The sequence below is a fragment of the Streptomyces sp. NPDC044002 genome (assembly GCF_056434525.1).
On the sequence record NZ_JBWKEZ010000047.1, the window covers coordinates 18,369 to 36,400 of the forward strand.

Genomic DNA, 18,032 nt, shown 5'->3' on the forward strand with positions numbered 1-18,032 from the left:
GATGCGACGCCTGTTCCCTGTGACCGATCAGACATCCGCCGCTCCCGGGGGCCCGGCCGACGGTGCGTGGCCGTCCGCCGACCGGGAGTGGTCGCTGGACGAGCTCGCCGACGCCTACGCGTACCCGGAGCTGGCCCCGGGCGCCCACTGGCTGCGGGCCAACATGGTGTCCACGCTGGACGGCGCGGCCCAGCACGACGGGCGCTCCCAGCCCATCTCGGGCGAGACCGACATGCGGATCTTCGGGACCCTGCGGGCCCTGGCCGATGTGGTGGTCGTGGGGGCGGAAACGGTTCGCCAGGAGGGTTACCGCCCGGCGCGGGCCCGGGAGGCCTTCGCGGCCCGGCGCGCGGCCGCGGGGCAGGGTCCCGCCCCCGCCATCGCCGTGGTCACCGCGAGCCTGGACCTGGACTTCACCCTGCCCCTGTTCACCTCTCCGCTGGTCCCCACCCTGGTGGTCACCGGGGCCGGGGCCCCGGCCGACCGGGTGGCCGCGGCCGCCGCGGCCGGGGCCGAGGTCGTGGTGGCGGGCGAGGGGGCCGGCGCGGACCCGGAGCGGGCGGTGCGCGAGCTGGCGGCCCGGGGGCTGCGGCGGCAGCTGACCGAGGGCGGGCCCCGGCTGCTGGGGCAGTTCGTGGCGGCCGACGTACTGGACGAGCTGTGCCTGACGATCTCCCCGACGCTCACGGCGGGCGGCGCCCAGCGGATCTCCGGCGGGCCCTCCGTCGCGGTTCCGCACCGGCTCGCGCCCGCCTGCGTACTGGAGGAGGCCGGGTTCCTGTTCACCAGCTACCGTCGGATCTGACAAGGAGCGGAATTTCTCGTTCCGCTTAGCTTCCGACGGGCACATACCTGGGCACACATACTCGCGAGGCCCCGCGCGCCGGCGGGGCAGGATGGTTTCCGCAGGGGCCGGCCGACCGGCCTCGGCCCATGAAGGAGAGGGCGTCCGTGTTCACGAGCGTATTGATGATCGAGCAGCCGCTGACCACGGTGGACGTGGACTTCGTCACCACTCTGCACGGAGACGACCCGGTCTCCTTCTTCGTCCTCATGCAACCCAGGGGTGACCAGGACCGGCTGCTCCGTGCCATCGACGACGTGGCGCTCGGCGAGCTGCCCGAGGCCCTCCACGAGGCCGACGTGCCCGAGGGCGAGGCCGCCCGCGGGCCCGCCGCACAGGCGCTCGAACACTCGCTCGCCGCCCTGCGCGCCAAGGGCGCCAAGGCCGTCGGCCAGATCGTCGAGGACCACCCGCTCGACAAACTGAAGGCCGTCGTCGACGAGACCGGAGCCGACGAGGTGATCGTCCTGACCGCCCCCCACCTGGTCGAGGAGTTCTTCCACCGCGACTGGGCCTCCCGCGCCCGGCACAAAGTGGAGGTTCCGGTGCTCAAGCTCTTCGCCCACAACGAATAGGCTGGGGCGGACACACCCCCGGGCCCACCCCGGCGGGCCCCCGCACTCGATCCTGGAGCGACCTGAATGAAGCCCGGCCTGCCGACCGCGATGGAACGGCCCCACTTCATCGGCATCGGCGGCGCCGGCATGTCCGGCATCGCGAAGATCCTCGCCCAGCGCGGCGCGCAGGTGGCCGGCAGCGACTCCCGTGACTCCGAGACCGCCCAGGCGCTGCGCGCCCACGGGGCCACGGTCCACATCGGGCACGCCGCCGGCCACCTCGCCACCGACGCCACCTGCGTCGTCGTCTCCAGCGCCATCCGCGCCGACAACCCCGAGCTGGCCCGCGCCGCCGAGCTCGGCATCCCCGTCGTGCACCGCTCGGACGCCCTCGCCTCCGTCATGGACGGCCTGCGCCCGATCGCCGTCGCCGGCACCCACGGCAAGACCACCACCACCTCGATGCTGGCCGTCGCGCTCAGCGCCCTGGGCCTGGACCCCTCCTACGCCATCGGCGGCGACCTGGACGCCCCCGGCTCCAACGCCCACCACGGCGAGGGCGACGTCTTCGTCGCCGAGGCCGACGAGAGCGACCGCAGCTTCCACAAGTACACCCCGCAGGTCGCGATCATCCTCAACGCGGAACTCGACCACCACGCGAACTACGCGTCGATGGACGAGATCTACGAGTCCTTCGAGACCTTCGTCGGCAAGATCGTCCCCGGCGGCACCCTCGTCGTCGCCCACGGCCAGGAAGGCGCCGCCGAGATCGCCGGCCGCGTCAGCGGCAACCCCGGCCTGACCGTCAAGACGTACGGCGAGGACGAGACCGCCGACGTCCGGATCCGCAAGGTCACCCCCCGCGGCCTGACCAGCGAGGTCGAGGTCGTGATGGACGGCCGCGAGATCGTCTTCACCGTCTCCGTCCCCGGCCGCCACTACGCCCACAACGCCGTCGCCGCCCTCACCGCCGGCGTCGCCCTCGGCATCCCGGCCGAAGACCTCGCCGCCGCGCTCGGCAAGTACACCGGCGTCAAGCGCCGCCTCCAGCTCAAGGGCGAGGCCGCCGGCGTCCAGGTCATCGACTCCTACGCGCACCACCCCACCGAGATGACCGCCGACCTGGAGGCCATCCGCGGCGCCGCCGGGGACTCCCGCATCCTGGTCGTCTTCCAGCCCCACCTCTTCTCCCGCACCCAGGAACTGGGCAAGGAGATGGGCCAGGCCCTCGCCCTCGCCGACGCCTCCGTGGTCCTCGACATCTACCCGGCCCGCGAGGACCCGATCCCCGGCATCACCAGCGAGCTGATCATCTCCGCCGCCCGCACCGCCGGCGCCGACGTCGCCGCCGAACACGACAAGGACGCCGTCGCCGACGTCGTCGCGGGAATGGCCAAGCCCGGCGATCTCGTTCTCACCATGGGCGCGGGCGACGTCACGGATCTGGGACCGAAGATCCTCGCCCGCCTGTCGAACTGAGGGAGCGGGAGCGTCATGGCGTACGAGGTCCAGAAGACGGACGAGCAGTGGCAGGCGGAGCTGACCCCGTCCGAGTACCAGGTGCTCCGCCTCGCCGGCACCGAACCCGCCTTCCGCGGCGAGTACACCGACACCAAGACGGAGGGCGTCTACTCCTGCCGCGGCTGCGGCGCCGAGCTCTTCCGCTCCTCGGAGAAGTTCGACTCGCACTGCGGCTGGCCGTCCTTCTTCGACCCGAAGGACACCAAAGCGGTGGAGCTGCGGGCCGACACCACGCACGGCATGGTCCGCACCGAGGTCCTCTGCGCGACGTGCGGCTCCCACCTCGGACACGTATTCGAGGGCGAGGGCTACCCGACCCCCACCGACCAGCGGTACTGCATCAACAGCATCTCCCTGCGGCTCACGCCGGCCGAGGGCTGAGGTAGTCCTCCAGGGTCCGCCGCGGGGTCCAGCCCTGCGCGCGGGCCCTGGACAGGTCCAGCACCACCGGGTGCGCCAGCTGGTCCACCGCGTACCGGCTCAGCGCCGGCTCGCCGCCCGTCAGCCGGGACAGCGCCTCCGCCGCACGGGCCGCCGCCCCCGCCACCGGGAGGGGCAGGTGGCGGATCCGCGCCCCGACCCCGTGGGCGCGCAGCACCGCCGCCACCGCCGCGTCCCGGGAGTACGGGGCCGCGTCCGCCACGTTGTACGCGCCCGGGGCCCAGCCCGGCGCCGCCAGGCAGGCGTCCGCCAGGTTCTCCACCGCCGTCAGGCTCAGCTCCACGTCCGCACCCGGCAGCAGCAGGGTGTTCGTTTGCACCCGCGACAGCAGGCGCGGCAGCAGCTGGGTGTCGCCCGGCCCGTAGACCGCCCTCGGGCGGAGCACCACCGCCCCCGCCGCCAGGGCCAGCAGCTCGCCCGCCGCCTTCGTACGGCCGTAGGCGTTCAGCTGGTTCCCGCGCGGATGGTCCTCCGTGACCCGGGCCCGGCCCGGGCGCGGGTCGTACACGCTCGCGCTGCTCACCCACACCACCGGCCGGCCGGCGGCCGCGTCCAGCAGCCGGGCCGTCCCGTCCACGTTGACGGCGCGCATCGCCGCCTCCGCCCGCGAGCCCGGCGCCGGATCGCCCACCGCCGCCGCGCAGTGGACGACCAGGTCCACCCCCGACAGGTCCGGCCCGGCCGCCGCCGCGTCCCAGAACCGGTGCCCGCCCAGCGGGCCCGGCCGCCGGCCCACGCAGACGACCCGGTGCCCGGCCGCGGCCGCCGCACGGGCCACGTGCCCGCCGCAGAAGCCGCTCGCACCCGTCACCGCGACCGTCGTCACGAGGCCGCCCTCACCGTCAGCACCCGCCAGCCCGGCAGGGCCGCCCGACGGTCCACCCGGGAACGCGCCACCACCGGCCGGTACCCGGCCAGCGCCTCCAGCACGTCCTCCAGCAGTACGGTCGCCAGCCGGGCCCCCGGGCACACGTGCGGCCCCGCCCCGAACACCAGCCGCGCCACCCCCGCCCCCGCCGGATCCCGCCCGTCCGGGTCGCGCCGGTGCGCCCCCGCCGCGTGCCGGGCCACCAGCAGCAGCCGGTCCCCGCCCCGCACCGGACAGCCCCCCACCGTCCCCGCCCCCGCCGCGACCCGGGGCAGCACCGGCGAGGCCGCCGTGACCCGCAGCAGCTCCAGCGCCAGCCGGGGCCTCAGCCCCGCGTCCGCGGCCTGCCCCCACAGCCCGGCGTCCGCGCACCAGGCGACCGCCCGGGGCACCGCCGCCACGGTGGTGTTCACCGCGGCCACCGCCACCATCGCGTCCAGGGCGTCCCCGCCGCCCAGCACCCCCCGCAGCCGCTCCGCCGCCCGGGCCGCGCCCGCCGCCGCCCCGGGCCTCGGCAGGCCCGGCAGGTGGCCGCGCACCGCGGCCGACGCCGCCTCCGCGGCCGCCGCCGCGAGCTCCCCCGGCTCCGCCGCACAGCCCAGCAGGGCCCCCGCCACCGACCCGGCCAGCTCCCGGGCCAGCGCCACCACGTCCACCTCCGCACCCCGGCCCAGCGGCGCCAGCCCCCGTACCAGCAGCGGCCGCCACAGCGCCCGCAGCTCCTCCACCCCGGCCGCACCGAGCCCCTCGGCGAGCGAACGCCGGCCCGCCCGGTGCCCGCCGCCCTCCTGGTCGAACAGCACCCCACCCGCCCCGCGCAGCGCCTCCCGCGCGGCCCCGCCCGTCGTGCCCGCCGCCGTCCGGTCCAGCGGGATCCGGGTCAGCGCCTCCCGGTAGGCGTCGGCGTCGTGCACCAGCACCGTGCCCCCGATCCGGCGCGCGGCCCGCCCCCGGGTGGCGGCGAGCAGCCCGAACAGGAGCGGGTGGCTGCGCAGGTAGACCCGGCGGTCGCGCCGGCGGGCCCGGGCCTGGGCGGTGCTGGTCATCGGACGTGGACCTCTTTCGTGTCGGCGGGCCGGCAACGCCGGTCCCAATACCAGAGCAGGGTGCGCCGGGCACCCCAGGAACGCAGCCGCCGCAGGCTGCTCTGCACCACCAGGTGCTCGGCGCGCACCACGCGCGCACTCCCGTACGATCCGGGCCGTCCCGTCGGTGGAGGCGTTGTCGACGACCACCAGCCGGAACCCGGTGTCCTCCTGCGCGGCCGGCGCCGCCGGCGTCCCTGCGATCGAGGCCGCCTCGTCGTACGCGGGGACCACCACCCACAGGCTCACCGCGCACCCCTGCCCAGCCGGGCCGCCGCCAGCGCCGACACCGCCGCCCGGTCCGGTTTGCGCGAGCGCCCCGACAGCGGGATCCGCGCGAACAGCAGCGCGTCCGGCCGGGCCGTGCCCATCCCCCGCAGCGGCTCCGACAGCGCGGCGCGCAGGGCCGGTTCGGGGACACCGGGCTCCGGCTGGACCACCGCCACCAGCCGCTCGTCCCCGTCGCCGGCCGGAACCCCGACCAGCACGCCCAGCTCCACCCCCGGCACGTGCAGGGCAGGCTCGTACAGGCCCGGGTAGATGTTCTCCGCCCGGCGCAGCACCATGTCCTTGCAGCGGCCCTCCAGCACGATCCGGCCGGCCCCGTCCAGGCGCGCCCGGTCGCCCGTCGCCACCCACGGGTCGGGCTCCTCGCCCAGGTAGCGGTCCCGGGCCGCGGGCCCGGTCAGCAGCAGCTGCCCGTCCGCGTCCACGGCCGTCCGCACCCCGGGCAGCGGGGCGCCCACCAGGTCCCCGGCCCCCTCGAAGGCGGCCTTCTCCCGCGACTCCACCGCCGCCGCCGGGAACAGCTCCGTCAGCGCGTACACCCCCCACGCCTGCTCCGCTCCCGCCTCCCGGACCCGGCCCAGCAGGCCGGCGCCCGCCGGAGCCGAACCCGTCCACACCCGGCCCCCGAACCGGGCCCCCGCGCCGAGCGCGTCCCGCAGCTGCGGCGGCGTCAGATAGGTGTCCCGCGGACCCAGCCGCGCCAGCTGCCGGGCCAGCGTCGCGGGGGAGCGGGCCGGCAGCGCGACCGGCGCCCCGTGCGTCAGCGAGGGCACCAGCACGAAGAAGGTCCCGCCCAGCACGGGCCCGTCGCCGCCCCCCTCGAACAGCGCCGATACCGTCTCCATCCCCGCGGCCAGCCCCGCCCGGGTGTGCACCACCGCCCGGGGCCGCGAGGTGGTCCCGGAGGTGAACACGATCACCGCGTCGCCGTCGCCGTCGAACCCGGCCGGCACCCCCGCCCGCGACGCCCCCCGCTCCAGCGCGGGCGCGCACCCCGGCAGCCGCGGCCCCACCGTGGCCACCGGCCCCAGCGAAGCCAGCTCCGGCAGTTCCAGCGCCGCCCGCCGGGCCAGCGGCCGGGCCCACCCCGCCACCGCCTGCGCGGCGCCGTCCGCCAGCACCAGCGCGGGCCGCGCCAGCGCCAGCCGGGCCCGCAGCACCTCCGCCCCGGCCCCGGGGTCCAGCACCGCACCGCGCAGCCCCAGCCGCCACAGCGCCAGCAGCACCGCCAGGGCGCGCGGCCCGGGCCGCACGGCCACCCCGACGGTGTCCCCGGCGCGCAGTCCGCGCGCGTGCAGCGCGGCGGCGAAGTCGTCGGCCAGCTCGGCGAGTTCACCCCGGGTGGCGCGCACCCGGGTGCCGCCGGAACGGGTCGCGGAGAGTACGGCGGGCCGCTCGGGCCGGGCCCGCAGCGCCTTGTCGAGTCGGTCCAGCATCAGCGGGGGTCGTCCGTTCCGTGCGTGCCGCTGCCCTGGTCGAGGTACCAGCGGGCGGTCCCGGCGAGGCCGTACGCGCGCAGCCGGCGCGTGGAGTTCTCCACGACCATGCCCCGGCAGCGGGAGATCCGGTCGGTGTGGCGGCGGACCGCGTTCAGGAAGAGCCGGTCCGTCGGCGAGGGGCGCCGCGGCATCCCGCCCACGGCCAGGTACAGCTCGGCGGTGATCGCCATGTTGTTCCCCGCGTGCATCCGGTACGGCGCCCGGAAGCCGTGCCGCCGGGCGTGCTCCGGCCGCAGCCGCCCGAACAGCGCGGCCACCCCCACCAGCCCCGCGAAACCGGCCCGCCCCAGCGGCCCGTGCTCGTCGCGCCGGGCCGTGACCCGCCCGCACACCAGCCCCGGCCGCTCCCGCAGCGCGGCCCGCGCCGCACCCGTCCAGCCGGGCCGGGGCAGGCAGTCCGCGTCAGTACGCGCCAGCAGCACCGCACCCCGCGCGATCGCGTACCGGAAGCCGGTGTCCACCGCCGAGCCGACCCCCTTCTCCGGCTCCTCGATCACCTCCACCGGGAACGGCGCCCGCGCCGCGAACTCCCGCGCGATGGAGCCCGTGCCGTCCGCCGAGGCGTTGTCGACGACCAGCAGCGTGAAGTCCCGGTCCCGCTGGGCGGCCAGTGCCCCCAGCGTCGCGGCGAGCCGCGCCTCCTCCTCGTGCGCGGGCACCACCACCCACATCGGCGTGCCGTTCACCGGGGTTCTCCCAGGAAGTTCCGGCCTTCAGGCGGGGGAGGAATGGGTCCTTGGACCGGAGCCGCGGAGCGGCGGAGTTCTCTGCGCATCTGTTGTGACCTGCACTCTCTTCCGTTGTCAGTGGGGGCTGTTAGGTTCGGGATCGTGACGATGGCAGCGATGGCCGAGACGGCGGACGGGCACGCCCGGTACACCTTCCGGCTGCGGCTGTCGTCCACTGCGCTGGCCCGGCTGGACGCCGAGTGGGCGCGCTGTCGCTGGGTGTGGAACGAGTGCGTGGCGATGTCCCGCAAGGTCCACCGCCTCAACAAGGACGCCGCGCAGAAGGCGACGTGTGGCCCGGCGCAGCTCGACAAGATGCTGACCGAGGCCCGGCAGACGATGGCGTGGCTGAGGGAAGGAGCGAGCGTTCCTCAGCAGCAGATCATCCGGGACTTCGCGAAGTCGCGGGCGAAGGCGTTGAAGGACATCAAGGCGGGACTGCCGATGGGGCGGCGGGCCGGGATGCCCCGTATCAAGCGCAAGTGCGAGGCGGCCCCCAGCCTGAACTACACGCGCCGCGGGTTCTCGTTGAGGAACGGACGACTGCAGCTGGCCGGCGGGATTGTGCTGAGTGTGGTGTGGTCGCGGGATCTCCCGTCCGAGCCCACGTCGGTGCGGGTGTACCGGGACAGCCTCGGGCACTGGTACGCCTCGTTCGTCGCGGTCGCCGAGACGGTCGAACTGCCCAAGACGGGGCGTGTGATCGGCGTGGACTGGGGGGTGACGGAGACCGCCACCACCACCTCCGATGCCCACGACCTTCCCCACCCCCAGCACGGCAGGCAGGCTGCCGGAAAGCTGGCCCGCTACCAGCGGATGATGGCCCGGCGCAAGACACCCAAGAACCGGCCCGACACCGCCGGCTACCGCAAGGCCCGGCACCAGGCGGCGAAGGTGTCCAAGAAGATCTCCCGGCAGCGGCAGGACACCAGACACAAGTGGGCCAGGACGGTCGCCCGCGATTTCGACCACGTCGCCGTGGAGGACTTCCGCCCGAAGTTTCTGGCCAAGTCGACCATGGCCCGCAAGGCGGCCGACGCGGCGATCGGCGCCGTCAAGGCGGCGCTGATCGAGCAGGCCCGCAAGCACGGCCGGACCGTGCACCTGGTACACCCCGCGCACACCACCATGGACTGCGCACGGTGCGGAGCGAGAACCAAGCACGCACTCCCCCTCTCCGAGAGAACCTATACGTGCACCGCATGCGGAGCCGTGTCCCCCAGGGACAGGAACTCCGCCCGCGTCATGCTCGTCCGGGCTGGTCTCAACCCGGCTAGTGCTGATCTTGTAAGACCTGCCCCCTGCCAGGGGTCAGGCGAAGTGAGCTAGGAATCCCCTCCCTTCAGGGAGGGGAGGTTTCAAGACTTCTCCCAGATCATCGTCATGATGCTGATCCCGCCGCCCAGCCCCACGAACAGCACCCGCTCCCCGGCCGCCAGCTCCGGGAAGACCAGATCCAGCTGCACCCCGATGCTCGCGCTCGCGACGTTCCCCAGCTCGGGCACCGTCACCACCAGCTTCTCCGCCGGCACCCCGGTCAGCTCCGCGAACCGCTCCAGGTACGGCACCGTCACCTGGTGCACCAGCACCTTCGCGAAACCGTCCCAGTCCATGCCCGTCCGGTGCAGCGTCCGGTCGATGACCGCCGTCCCCACCTTCTCGAACACCCCGCGCAGCTCGTGCCCGTCCCCCTGGAAATACGTGTACGAGTCCCCGCGCGGGTGCCGTGAACCGCCGCCCGGGATGCCCCCGACCTCCCAGTGCTCCGAATGCGTCTCACTGTCCACGTCCAGGATCCCGCCGCGCCCCACCTCCTCCAGCAGGACGGCCGCGCCCGCGTCGCCGAACGTGTAGCCGGCGAAACCGGCGCGGAACTCCGCGAAGTCCGCCGGGTCCATCCGCACCGCCCGGCTCGGGGTCTCCCCGGTGACCACCAGCGCCCGCCGGGCCCGCCCGGCCAGGAGCATGCCCCGGGCGAGGTCGATCCCGTTGACGAAGCTGTTGCAGGCGTTGGTCACGTCCACCGCGTGCGCCCTGGAGCCCAGTTCGGCCTGCACGATGTGCGCGGTCGCCGGCTCCACCAGGTCCCGCGAGGCGGAGGCGAAGACCAGCAGGTCCACGTCCAGCGGGCCGAGCCCGGCAGCCTCCAGCACCCGGCGCGCCGCACCCACCGCGAGCGTCGACGCGTACACCCCCGGAGCGGCGACCCTGCGCGAGACGATCCCGGTGGCCTGCGTCAGGAGCCGCGCGGGCAGCGCCAGGCCGCTGCGCCGGGCCACCTCCCGCTGGAGCTCTTCGGAGGACAGCACGTCCTCGGGCAGCATGCTGCCGACGGCGGTTATGCCGACGCGCGGCCGCGGATCACAAGACTGTGTGGACATGCCCCCACGATGGCGATCCGGCCGCGCCCGGACCTGAGTACGGATGCTCAGTTCCCTTGTGGGGGACCTGAGTAGGACCCCCGCTCGGCAACCCAGAGAAGGTGCCGTCGAACCCCGGGACACCGCGCACCGCTCCCCGTATCGTGGTCCGACCGGCCACCCACGGGGGAGGGAAAATGGCGGACGGCAGAGCCTTACCCGGATCTTTCCTGTACGCGGACGACTCCTCGACCCGGCTGCTGAGCGCGGCCGCCCACCTGGAGGAGGAGTTCGCGCTGGAGACGGCCGTCGAACTCACCGAGGACCGGCTGGAGGCCCTCGGGCCCTCGCTGGGACTCGGCCTGGTGGCGGTCGCCCGGCACGCCCGGGCGGCGGTGCGCCGCACCACGGTGCGGGACGCCTGCCTCACCGGGCTGCTCGCCCTCTTCGCGGGCTTCGTCTGCCTGGGCGGCTACGGGATCCAGGTGCAGCGGGGCGAGCTGCTGGGCCGCTCCCTGGCCGGCATCGCGGGCACGTTCGCCGCGGCCTGGCTCGTGGTGCTGGCCACCGAACGCCGGGCCCGGGCACGGGCCCTGGAGCTGATCACGGACCCGACCCCGCCGGAAGGGCTCGCCCCGCCGCTGGACCCGGCCGTGGAGGCCCGGCTGCGCGAGCAGGAGCGGGCCAACGCGGTTCCGTACCACGAGAGCGCGGAGCGGGACAGCCCGTTCGTCGGCAGCGGCGTGGAGGTCCAGTCGCGCGTCTGGCAGCCCATCGACGTCAGCACCCCCGCCGCGTCCCCCTCGGGCGGCGACCCGCTGACCATCGTCCCCTTCGACGTGGTCGACCTGCACGCCTTCGTGGCCGGGGAGATGGGGAACATCGCCGGGCTGGAAGGACTGCGGACGCAGGAACGGCTGTACGTGCTCGGCACCCGGGTCCAGTACGCGGGCGAGGAACTGCTGCCCGACCAGCTGCGGCGTCCCCGGGCCGTCGTCCCGCCGGAGCGCGTGCGGACGGGACTGGTCCGGCCCGGCGCGGGGGTACGGACGTACCTCTGCCTGGAGCGGGCCGGTGAGGGCGGCCGGGTCGTCGCCACCCTCTTCCTGCGGGCCCGGCTCCAGCACCCCGGGCTCACCTGGGAGGTGGCCGCGTACGTGGTCCCGCCCCTGCGCACGGACTTCGAACGGGTGCGGACCCTGAGCGTGGACGCGCTCGGGCGCTGGTGGACGCTGCTCACCTTCACCGGCCGCCGGTTCCTGCCCGCCCTGTTCCGGTCGCCGGCCCGGCTGCTGGGCAAGGGCTGGGGAAGGGCCATGCGAGGGCTGCGGCTCTGGTGGCAGCGCTGGACCGTCGACAAGAGGCACATCGAGTTCGACTACGGGGCGACGGACAGCATCCGGGCCAAGGCGGGCGACTGGAAGCGGGTGGGGTTCTCCGAGCGCACCGACGCGGTGGACTTCCTCCAGCGCCTCCAGCAGGGCGTGCTCACGGCGACGGAGCGGTTCCTGAAGGCCCACAACATCGACACCAGCTCCTTCGACCAGGCGCAGCAGATCATCAACCACCACAGCTACACCTTCCAGGGGCCGATCAACGGCCCGGGCAACTACGGGTCGGGCGGCACCGTGGTGACCGGCGGCCCCGCCCCGGCCCCCGGCGGCCCCGGCCCGGCTCCTGCCCCCGCCAAGCCCTGAACCCCGGCCCCGCACCCACGACTCCGGACGAGGAGCCCCGCATGGGCACGTACCACTTCCACGGGAACGTCAACGGTCCCGGCAACTACGGCGACCACGGCGTGATCAACATCGGGCGGGAGGAGGAGGACGCCGCCCGGGTCCTGCGGCTGGCCGCCGAACTCGCCCGGTGGCTCACCGACCGGGACGCCGGCCCGGAGCGCATCGACGCCGCGCACACCCTGCGCGGCGAACTGGAAGAGGCCGGCCGGGAGCAGCGCGCCCCCGAACCGGGCCTGGTCCGGCGCAGCCTGGAGACCATCACCGTCGGCCTGGGTGCCGGCAGCGCCGGCCTGGCCCTCGCCCAGCAGATCAGCGCCCTGATCGGGGGATGAGCCCCCGCAGGGCGCCGCGCAGCCGGTCGGCGGCGGACGTCCGCCGCCAGGCGTTGAACTCCCGCGCCCGGTGGCCGTCGTGGCGGGCCAGCTCCCGGCCGGCCGCCGCCAGGTGCGCCGCCGGCAGCTCCCGTACGAGCGGCCGCAGCACCCCTTCGAGCAGCTCCGTACGGGTTTCCCGCCACAGCGGCCCGGCCTGCGGCTGCGCCGACCAGGCGGCGTAGCAGGAGGCGAGGTGGCCAGGGTCGCTCCGCAGCCGCTCCGCCACCGGGGCGGAGCGGGCCGCCTGCCGGTAGGCGGCCAGCAGTTCGGGGTCCTCGCAGCCCGCCAGGGCCCGCAGCCCCGCCTCGTCGGGCCCGTCCGGCGCGAGCAGCCGCTCGGCCACCGCCGCGTACGCGGCCTCCCGCGCGCCCGGCTCCGGGGACAGGGCCCCCAGCTCCAGGGCCCGGCGCAGGCCGTCCCCGGCCGGGCCGCCCGCGCGCAGGTCCCGGACCAGTTCCCACAGCAGCAGCGCGGGACGCTGCCCGTCCGGCAGCTCCGCCCCGAAGTGCCGCAGCAGCTCGGGCGCCAGGTCCGCCGCCGCCCCGTCCCCGGCGGGCGCCGCCGCGGCGGCCCGGGCGAGCAGCTCCCAGGTCCCGGCGTCCCGGTGCACGGCGGCACCCGTCGTCGCCAGCACCAGCCCGGCCTCGGCCGCCTCGGGCGGGTGCCCGGCCCAGACCAGCCGCATCCCGGTGCGCAGCACGAGCGGCTCGGCGTACAGGGAGACCCCGGACTCCCGCAGCAGGGCCTCCAGTACGAGGACCCGGTCCGCGTCGGCTTCCGGGCCCGCCTGCGCGGCCCGGGCGCACATCCGCAGGTGCGGCAGCGCCTCCGCCGCGCCCAGCCGCAGCCCGGTCCGCCCGAACAGCCGGGCGCCGGCGGCGGGATCGCCCGCGGCGAGCGCGTCCAGCCGGTCCAGCACGAGGGCCCGCAGCACGGGCAGCTCCGCGAGCGAGTCCCGCTCCCGCGGCCCGTACGCCCGGTCCGGGTCGGTGATCAGCGCGTGCGCCAGCCGCCGCGCCACGTCGGGCAGCGCCTCCCGCCCCGCCGCCGACGCGGCCTCCGGGGCGGACGCGGAGCCGACGACGCTTTGGCCCCCGAGGGCGGCGTCGGGTGTGCCCTGGTTCCCGAGGGTGGCGTCGGGTGCGGCCCGGTTCCCGGCGGCGGCTTCGCGTGCGGCCCGGTTCCCGAGGGTGGCGTCGGGCACGGGCTGGTTCCCGGGGGTGGCGTCGGGTGTGCCCTGGTTCCCGAGGGCGGCGTCGGGTGTGCCCTGGTTCCCGAGGGTGGCGTCGGGTGCGGCCCGGTTCCCGGCGGTGGCTTCGCGTGCGGCCCGGTTCCCGAGGGTGGCGTCGGGTGCGGCCCGGTTCCCGGCGGCGGCTTCGCGTGCGGCCCGGTTCCCGGCGGTGGCCTCCGGTGCGGACCCCGTCCCGGCGGGCCGGATCCCCCCGGCCCCGGCGGCACCGGCCGCCCCCGGCCCGGCTGTCGCGGCGCCGGCGGCCTCCGTCCCGGCGCGGGCGGTACCGGCGGCCCCGGCCGTCGGGCCGGGTGCCGGGGAGGCTCCCGGCCCGGGGGGTTCCGCCGCGGGGGTCCCGGCCCCGGGCATCGGCACCGCCGTCGCCCCCGCGGGCCCGGCATCCCCGGAACCCGCTCCGGCCGTGCCGTCCCACTCGGCGGCCGCCTCCCGGGCCGCGGGCTCCAGCGGGATCCCTGCGGCCAGCGCCAGCGATGCCAGGGGTCCCGCCGAGTACGGCTCCGCCGGGAGCCGCCTGACCTGTGCGAACAGCTCGGGCCGCGCCGCCAGCCACACCGCCGAGGCGGTCCGCGCCCACAGGTCCCCGCACTCGCCGGGGACGCCCGCCCCAGCGGCCCCGTACACCCGCCAGGGCCACGGCTCCGCCGGCACGCTGCCGGGCAGCACCCCGACCAGCCGCTGCGGGGCGAGCAGCGGCCGCCGGGCGTACGTGGTGAAGGTCAGCCACTGTCCCCGCTGGTGCGGCAGCACCCCGCAGGCCAGCATCACCCAGCGGGCCACGGCCGCGCTGTCCTCCTCCACCAGCAGCAGGCGCGGGGCGTCCGGCTCCTCCACGGCCCGCCGCACATCGGCGAAGAACCCCGCCAGCCACGGCCCCCGGTCGGCGACGAAGGCGGCCAGCGCCGCCCGGTCGTGCCGTCCGGGCGCGGGTATCCGCTCCAGCGGCGGGGGCGGCCCGCCCGCCGGGGTCCGTTCCTCCCACTGCGCGGAGCCCCAGGCGGTGACGGGCAGCGGCCGCGCGGGGCCCGCCGCCCCGGCGGGGCCGGGCAGGTGCACGGCGTGCGCGTGGAAGCCGTCCCCGGCTCCGGCCCCGGGGCCGCCGCCGTACCCGGAGTCGAAGTCGAAGCCGGCACCGGTGTGCACCGCGCGCGACAGCAGCCGGCTCCCGTCGGAGAGCACGCTCAGCGACAGCGCCTCGGGGAACCCGGCGGACGGCGCCCGCAGCGGCGGCTCGTACCGCAGGAGCGGCTCCGCCTCGCGCAGCAGCTCCCCGCCCACCCCCGGGGTGACGGAGGTGAAGCCGGAGCCCTCGGGGCCGCCCGCATAGTGCAGCTGGGGGAGGTTCACGCCCGGCCCCCCGCCCGGCCGGATCCCGTCACGACCCGAACTGACGTGACGTCAGGGTCTGTTGTGCGGACCGTGGTTGCCCGTACCGTACCGGCAGCGGAGCGCACGGCACGCCCCCTCACCTTCCCCGCCATCCTGCTGCGCCCCCCGTTCGCACTGTGTGGAGGCCATTCCAGCAGACAACGGGGCCGTCCGGGAGTTCCGTCCGCGGGGGCGTCCGTTCGCCCGCTGTACGGCCCGACGTCAGACGGGGATCTCCGGCCGGTACCCCGGGACCGCTGTCCTTGGGGCGCCCCTCGATCCCCCTTCACCCCCCTAGAGGTCGTCACCCATGGCTGAACTCAACCGGCGCAGGTTCCTGCAGATCGCCGGCGGCACGGCCGCCGTCGCGATGCTGAACGACAGCATCGCGCGGGCCGCCGCCATCTCGGCGCAGGGCACCACCGGCACGATCCAGGACATCGAGCACGTCGTCGTCCTCATGCAGGAGAACCGTTCCTTCGACCACTACTTCGGTTCCATGAAGGGCGTCCGGGGCTTCGGCGACCCGCGGCCGGTCATCCAGGACAACGGCAAGTCCGTCTTCCACCAGTCGAACGGCACGAAGGACATCCTGCCCTTCCACCCGCAGGTGGCGGACCTCGGCATGCAGTTCCTCACCGGCCTGGACCACGACTGGGCCGGCGGCCACCAGGCCTACAACAACGGCAAGTACGACAAGTGGGTCCCGGCCAAGACGGCCACGACCATGTCGTACATGACGCGGAACGACATCCCGTTCCACTACGCGCTCGCCGATGCCTTCACGGTGTGCGACGCCTACCACTGCTCCTTCATCGGCGCCACCGACCCCAACCGCTACTACCTGTGGACGGGCCACACCGGCAACGACGGCACGGGCGGCGGACCGGTCCTCGGCAACCAGGAGGCCGGCTACGGCTGGAAGACCTACCCCGAGCGCCTGGAGGCCGCCGGGGTCTCCTGGAAGGTCTACCAGGACATCGGCGACGGCCTGGACGCGGCCGGCCACTGGGGCTGGATCAACGACGCCTTCCGCGGCAACTACGGCGACAACTCGCTGCTGTACTTCAACAGCTACCGCAACGCCCAGCCCGGCAGCCCCCTGTACGAGAAGGCCCGTACGGGCACGAACGCCAAGGCGGGCGAGGGCTACTTCGACCGGCTGCGCGCCGACGTGGTGAACGGCACCCTGCCGCAGGTCTCCTGGATCGCCGCCCCCGAGGCCTTCAGCGAGCACGCCAACTGGCCGACCAACTTCGGTGCCTGGTACATCTCCCAGGTTCTGGACGCCCTGACGGCGAACCCGGCCGTGTGGGCGAAGACCGCCCTGTTCATCACCTACGACGAGAACGACGGGTTCTTCGACCACGTCGTCCCGCCGTACCCGCCGGCGTCCTCGGCGTGGGGCCTGTCCACGGCCGACGTGACCCGCGACCTGTACACCGGGGGCGTCTCCGGCTACGCGGCCGGACCCTACGGGCTCGGCCCGCGCGTCCCGATGATCGTGGTCTCCCCGTGGAGCAAGGGCGGCTACGTCTGCTCCGAGACCTTCGACCACACCTCGGTGATCCGCTTCATGGAGAAGCGCTTCGGGGTGCAGGAGCCCAACATCTCGCCGTGGCGCCGCGCCGTCTGCGGCGACCTGACCTCGGCCTTCGACTTCACCCTGGCCGACGCCGCGCCCGCCGCGCTGCCTTCCACGGCCGGTTACGTCCCGCCGGACAAGAACCGCCACCCGTCCTACACCCCGGCCGTGCCGGCCACCGGCACCCTGCCCAAGCAGGAGGCGGGCTCCAAGCCGGCCCGCGCGCTCGGCTACAGCCCCTACGTGGACGGCGCCCGCACCGTCTCCACGGGCAAGTTCACGCTCACCTTCTCCTCCGGCCCGAAGCTCGGCGCCCACTTCCACAGCCGCTCGGGCAACCGTACGGACGGCCCCTGGCCCTACACGGTCGAGGCGGGCAAGACCCTCTCGGACACCTGGAGCACCAGCAGCTCCACCGGCAACAAGATCGACCTCACGGTCTGGGGCCCCAACGGCTTCCTGCGCACCTGGAAGGGCCCGGCGAAGAAGGCCGGCCCCGAGGTCACGGCCCGCCACGCGGACACCACCGGCAACCTGGCCCTGACCCTGGTCAACGGGGGCACCGCCGCGGTGAACCTCACGGTGACCAACTCCTACGGCGGCGCCGCCCAGACCTTCAAGGTCAACCCGGGCGCCACCGTCTCCCACACCGTCGACCTGCGCGCCTCCGGCCGCTGGTACGACGTCTCCGTGGTCTCGGACGCCGACACCACCTTCCTGCGCCGCTTCGCGGGGCACGTGGAGACGGGCGCGCCGAGCGTCTCGGACCCGGCGATCAAGACCGTCTGATCCGGTCGTCCGGTGTGCGCAGCAGCCGCCGCTCCAGGACTGCCAGGTCCGAGGGGCGGTGGCTGCGGGCGTGCCGGAGCAGCAGGTCGCGGGCGGTGTCGGGGACCCGGCGGCGCTTGGGGTGGCGGGTGGTGAACTCCTCGCTCGCGAAGAACCGCACCGCCCCCTCCAGCCCCGCCCGGTCCGTCTGCCGCACCGCCCAGGCGAGTTCCTCGGTACCGACCCCGGCCAGCAGCCGCCAGGGTGCCCGCTCGGCGAGCAGCCAGGCCGCGTCGCGGGGCTCCGCGCGGGGGGCGCCGAGCCAGCCGAAGACGACCGCGTACGACACCCCGCGCGGCGGGGCCGGCTCCTCCTCGCCCCGGGCCAGGGCCTCGGCGTACTCCCGCAGCCCCTCGGGCGCGGCCGCGGCCCAGCGGGCCCGGTGCCGGGCCGGGATGCCCTCGGGGGAGAGCGGGTCGAGCAGCCGGTTGGACTCGGGGGTGGGGTGCGCGGTCCCGTCGTCGTCCCCGCACGAGCAGAAGACGACGCCCTTGGCGGCCCCGGCCCCGGCTCCGGTCGCGGCCGCGGCGCGCTGCCGGCCGATCCGCCGGACGGCCCGGACCTCGCGGATCTCGGCCTGGTCGCTGACCTCGTAGCTCTTCGGGTGGTGCGGGTGGCGGGCCCCGTCGGCCCGCGTGAAGTCCCCGATGGTGAGCGGCTTGCGGGGCGGTTTCGTCGGCACGGTGTGATCGTAGGCC

The 18,032-nt window shown here is 75.5% G+C and carries 15 protein-coding genes and 1 pseudogene; 8 read left to right on the top strand and 8 right to left on the bottom strand.

Annotated features, from left to right (window positions below; translation table 11 throughout):
* Window position 1: 1 nt before the first annotated feature.
* The 4 genes from AC07A6_RS28950 (at window position 2) to msrB (ending at window position 3,303) form a co-directional block, all read left to right on the top strand.
* Window positions 2–805: a pyrimidine reductase family protein gene (locus AC07A6_RS28950; protein ID WP_362467121.1), complete on the top strand. Its 804-nt coding sequence runs from the start codon at window positions 2–4 to the stop codon at window positions 803–805.
* A 146-nt stretch (window positions 806–951) separates the two neighbouring features.
* Complete coding sequence (locus AC07A6_RS28955; RefSeq protein WP_362467122.1) at window positions 952–1,419, top strand: indole-3-glycerol phosphate synthase; 468 nt, start codon at window positions 952–954, stop codon at window positions 1,417–1,419.
* A 66-nt stretch (window positions 1,420–1,485) separates the two neighbouring features.
* Window positions 1,486–2,880, top strand: coding sequence for a UDP-N-acetylmuramate--L-alanine ligase (gene murC, locus AC07A6_RS28960; protein ID WP_478779105.1), 1,395 nt, complete (start codon window positions 1,486–1,488; stop codon window positions 2,878–2,880).
* A gap of 15 nt (window positions 2,881–2,895) precedes the next feature.
* Window positions 2,896–3,303: a peptide-methionine (R)-S-oxide reductase MsrB gene (msrB, locus tag AC07A6_RS28965; protein WP_478779106.1), complete on the top strand. Its 408-nt coding sequence runs from the start codon at window positions 2,896–2,898 to the stop codon at window positions 3,301–3,303.
* Here the strand turns inward: msrB and AC07A6_RS28970 are convergent.
* The 5 genes and pseudogenes from AC07A6_RS28970 to AC07A6_RS28990 all read right to left on the bottom strand — a co-directional run bounded on the left by AC07A6_RS28970 (window position 3,284) and on the right by AC07A6_RS28990 (window position 7,789).
* Window positions 3,284–4,189 carry an NAD-dependent epimerase/dehydratase family protein gene (locus AC07A6_RS28970; protein WP_478779107.1) on the bottom strand — a complete coding sequence of 302 codons (906 nt, stop codon included), beginning with the start codon at window positions 4,187–4,189 and terminating at the stop codon, window positions 3,284–3,286. The genes msrB and AC07A6_RS28970 overlap by 20 nt on opposite strands.
* Window positions 4,186–5,277, bottom strand: coding sequence for a cytochrome P450 (locus AC07A6_RS28975; RefSeq protein ID WP_478779135.1), 1,092 nt, complete (start codon window positions 5,275–5,277; stop codon window positions 4,186–4,188). The genes AC07A6_RS28970 and AC07A6_RS28975 overlap by 4 nt, the downstream gene beginning before the upstream one ends.
* A 144-nt stretch (window positions 5,278–5,421) precedes the next feature.
* Window positions 5,422–5,565, bottom strand: a pseudogene (locus tag AC07A6_RS28980) (glycosyltransferase); the annotation flags it as partial.
* Window positions 5,562–7,040 (bottom strand): class I adenylate-forming enzyme family protein, encoded by a 1,479-nt coding sequence (locus tag AC07A6_RS28985; RefSeq protein WP_362467126.1) that lies wholly within the window; start codon window positions 7,038–7,040, stop codon window positions 5,562–5,564. The gene AC07A6_RS28985 and the pseudogene AC07A6_RS28980, both read right to left, overlap by 4 nt.
* Complete coding sequence (locus tag AC07A6_RS28990) at window positions 7,040–7,789, bottom strand: glycosyltransferase family 2 protein (RefSeq protein WP_478779108.1); 750 nt, start codon at window positions 7,787–7,789, stop codon at window positions 7,040–7,042. Before AC07A6_RS28990 ends, AC07A6_RS28985 begins: the two co-directional genes overlap by 1 nt.
* 150 nt (window positions 7,790–7,939) lie before the next feature.
* On the opposite strand from AC07A6_RS28990, the gene AC07A6_RS28995 reads away from it, so the two are divergent.
* A complete protein-coding gene (locus AC07A6_RS28995; protein WP_478779136.1) occupies window positions 7,940–9,160 on the top strand; it encodes an RNA-guided endonuclease InsQ/TnpB family protein in 1,221 nt (406 codons plus the stop codon).
* Between the two features lie 29 nt (window positions 9,161–9,189).
* Here the strand turns inward: AC07A6_RS28995 and AC07A6_RS29000 are convergent, their stop codons facing one another.
* A complete protein-coding gene (locus AC07A6_RS29000) occupies window positions 9,190–10,212 on the bottom strand; it encodes a 3-oxoacyl-ACP synthase III family protein (RefSeq protein ID WP_478779109.1) in 1,023 nt (340 codons plus the stop codon).
* 176 nt (window positions 10,213–10,388) lie between these two features.
* On the opposite strand from AC07A6_RS29000, the gene AC07A6_RS29005 reads away from it, so the two are divergent.
* Both AC07A6_RS29005 and AC07A6_RS29010 read left to right on the top strand, forming a co-directional pair.
* Complete coding sequence (locus AC07A6_RS29005) at window positions 10,389–11,888, top strand: hypothetical protein (protein ID WP_478779110.1); 1,500 nt, start codon at window positions 10,389–10,391, stop codon at window positions 11,886–11,888.
* Between the two features lie 41 nt (window positions 11,889–11,929).
* Complete coding sequence (locus AC07A6_RS29010; protein WP_478779111.1) at window positions 11,930–12,262, top strand: hypothetical protein; 333 nt, start codon at window positions 11,930–11,932, stop codon at window positions 12,260–12,262.
* Here AC07A6_RS29010 and AC07A6_RS29015 read toward each other — a convergent pair.
* Window positions 12,240–14,900: a GTPase-associated protein 1-related protein gene (locus AC07A6_RS29015; protein WP_478779112.1), complete on the bottom strand. Its 2,661-nt coding sequence runs from the start codon at window positions 14,898–14,900 to the stop codon at window positions 12,240–12,242. The genes AC07A6_RS29010 and AC07A6_RS29015 overlap by 23 nt on opposite strands.
* Window positions 14,901–15,231: 331 nt before the next feature.
* On the opposite strand from AC07A6_RS29015, the gene AC07A6_RS29020 reads away from it, so the two are divergent.
* Window positions 15,232–17,295 (top strand): phosphocholine-specific phospholipase C, encoded by a 2,064-nt coding sequence (locus tag AC07A6_RS29020; RefSeq protein WP_478779113.1) that lies wholly within the window; start codon window positions 15,232–15,234, stop codon window positions 17,293–17,295.
* Here the strand turns inward: AC07A6_RS29020 and AC07A6_RS29025 are convergent.
* Window positions 17,282–18,016: a hypothetical protein gene (locus AC07A6_RS29025; protein ID WP_478779114.1), complete on the bottom strand. Its 735-nt coding sequence runs from the start codon at window positions 18,014–18,016 to the stop codon at window positions 17,282–17,284. The genes AC07A6_RS29020 and AC07A6_RS29025 overlap by 14 nt on opposite strands.
* Window positions 18,017–18,032: the final 16 nt, after the last annotated feature.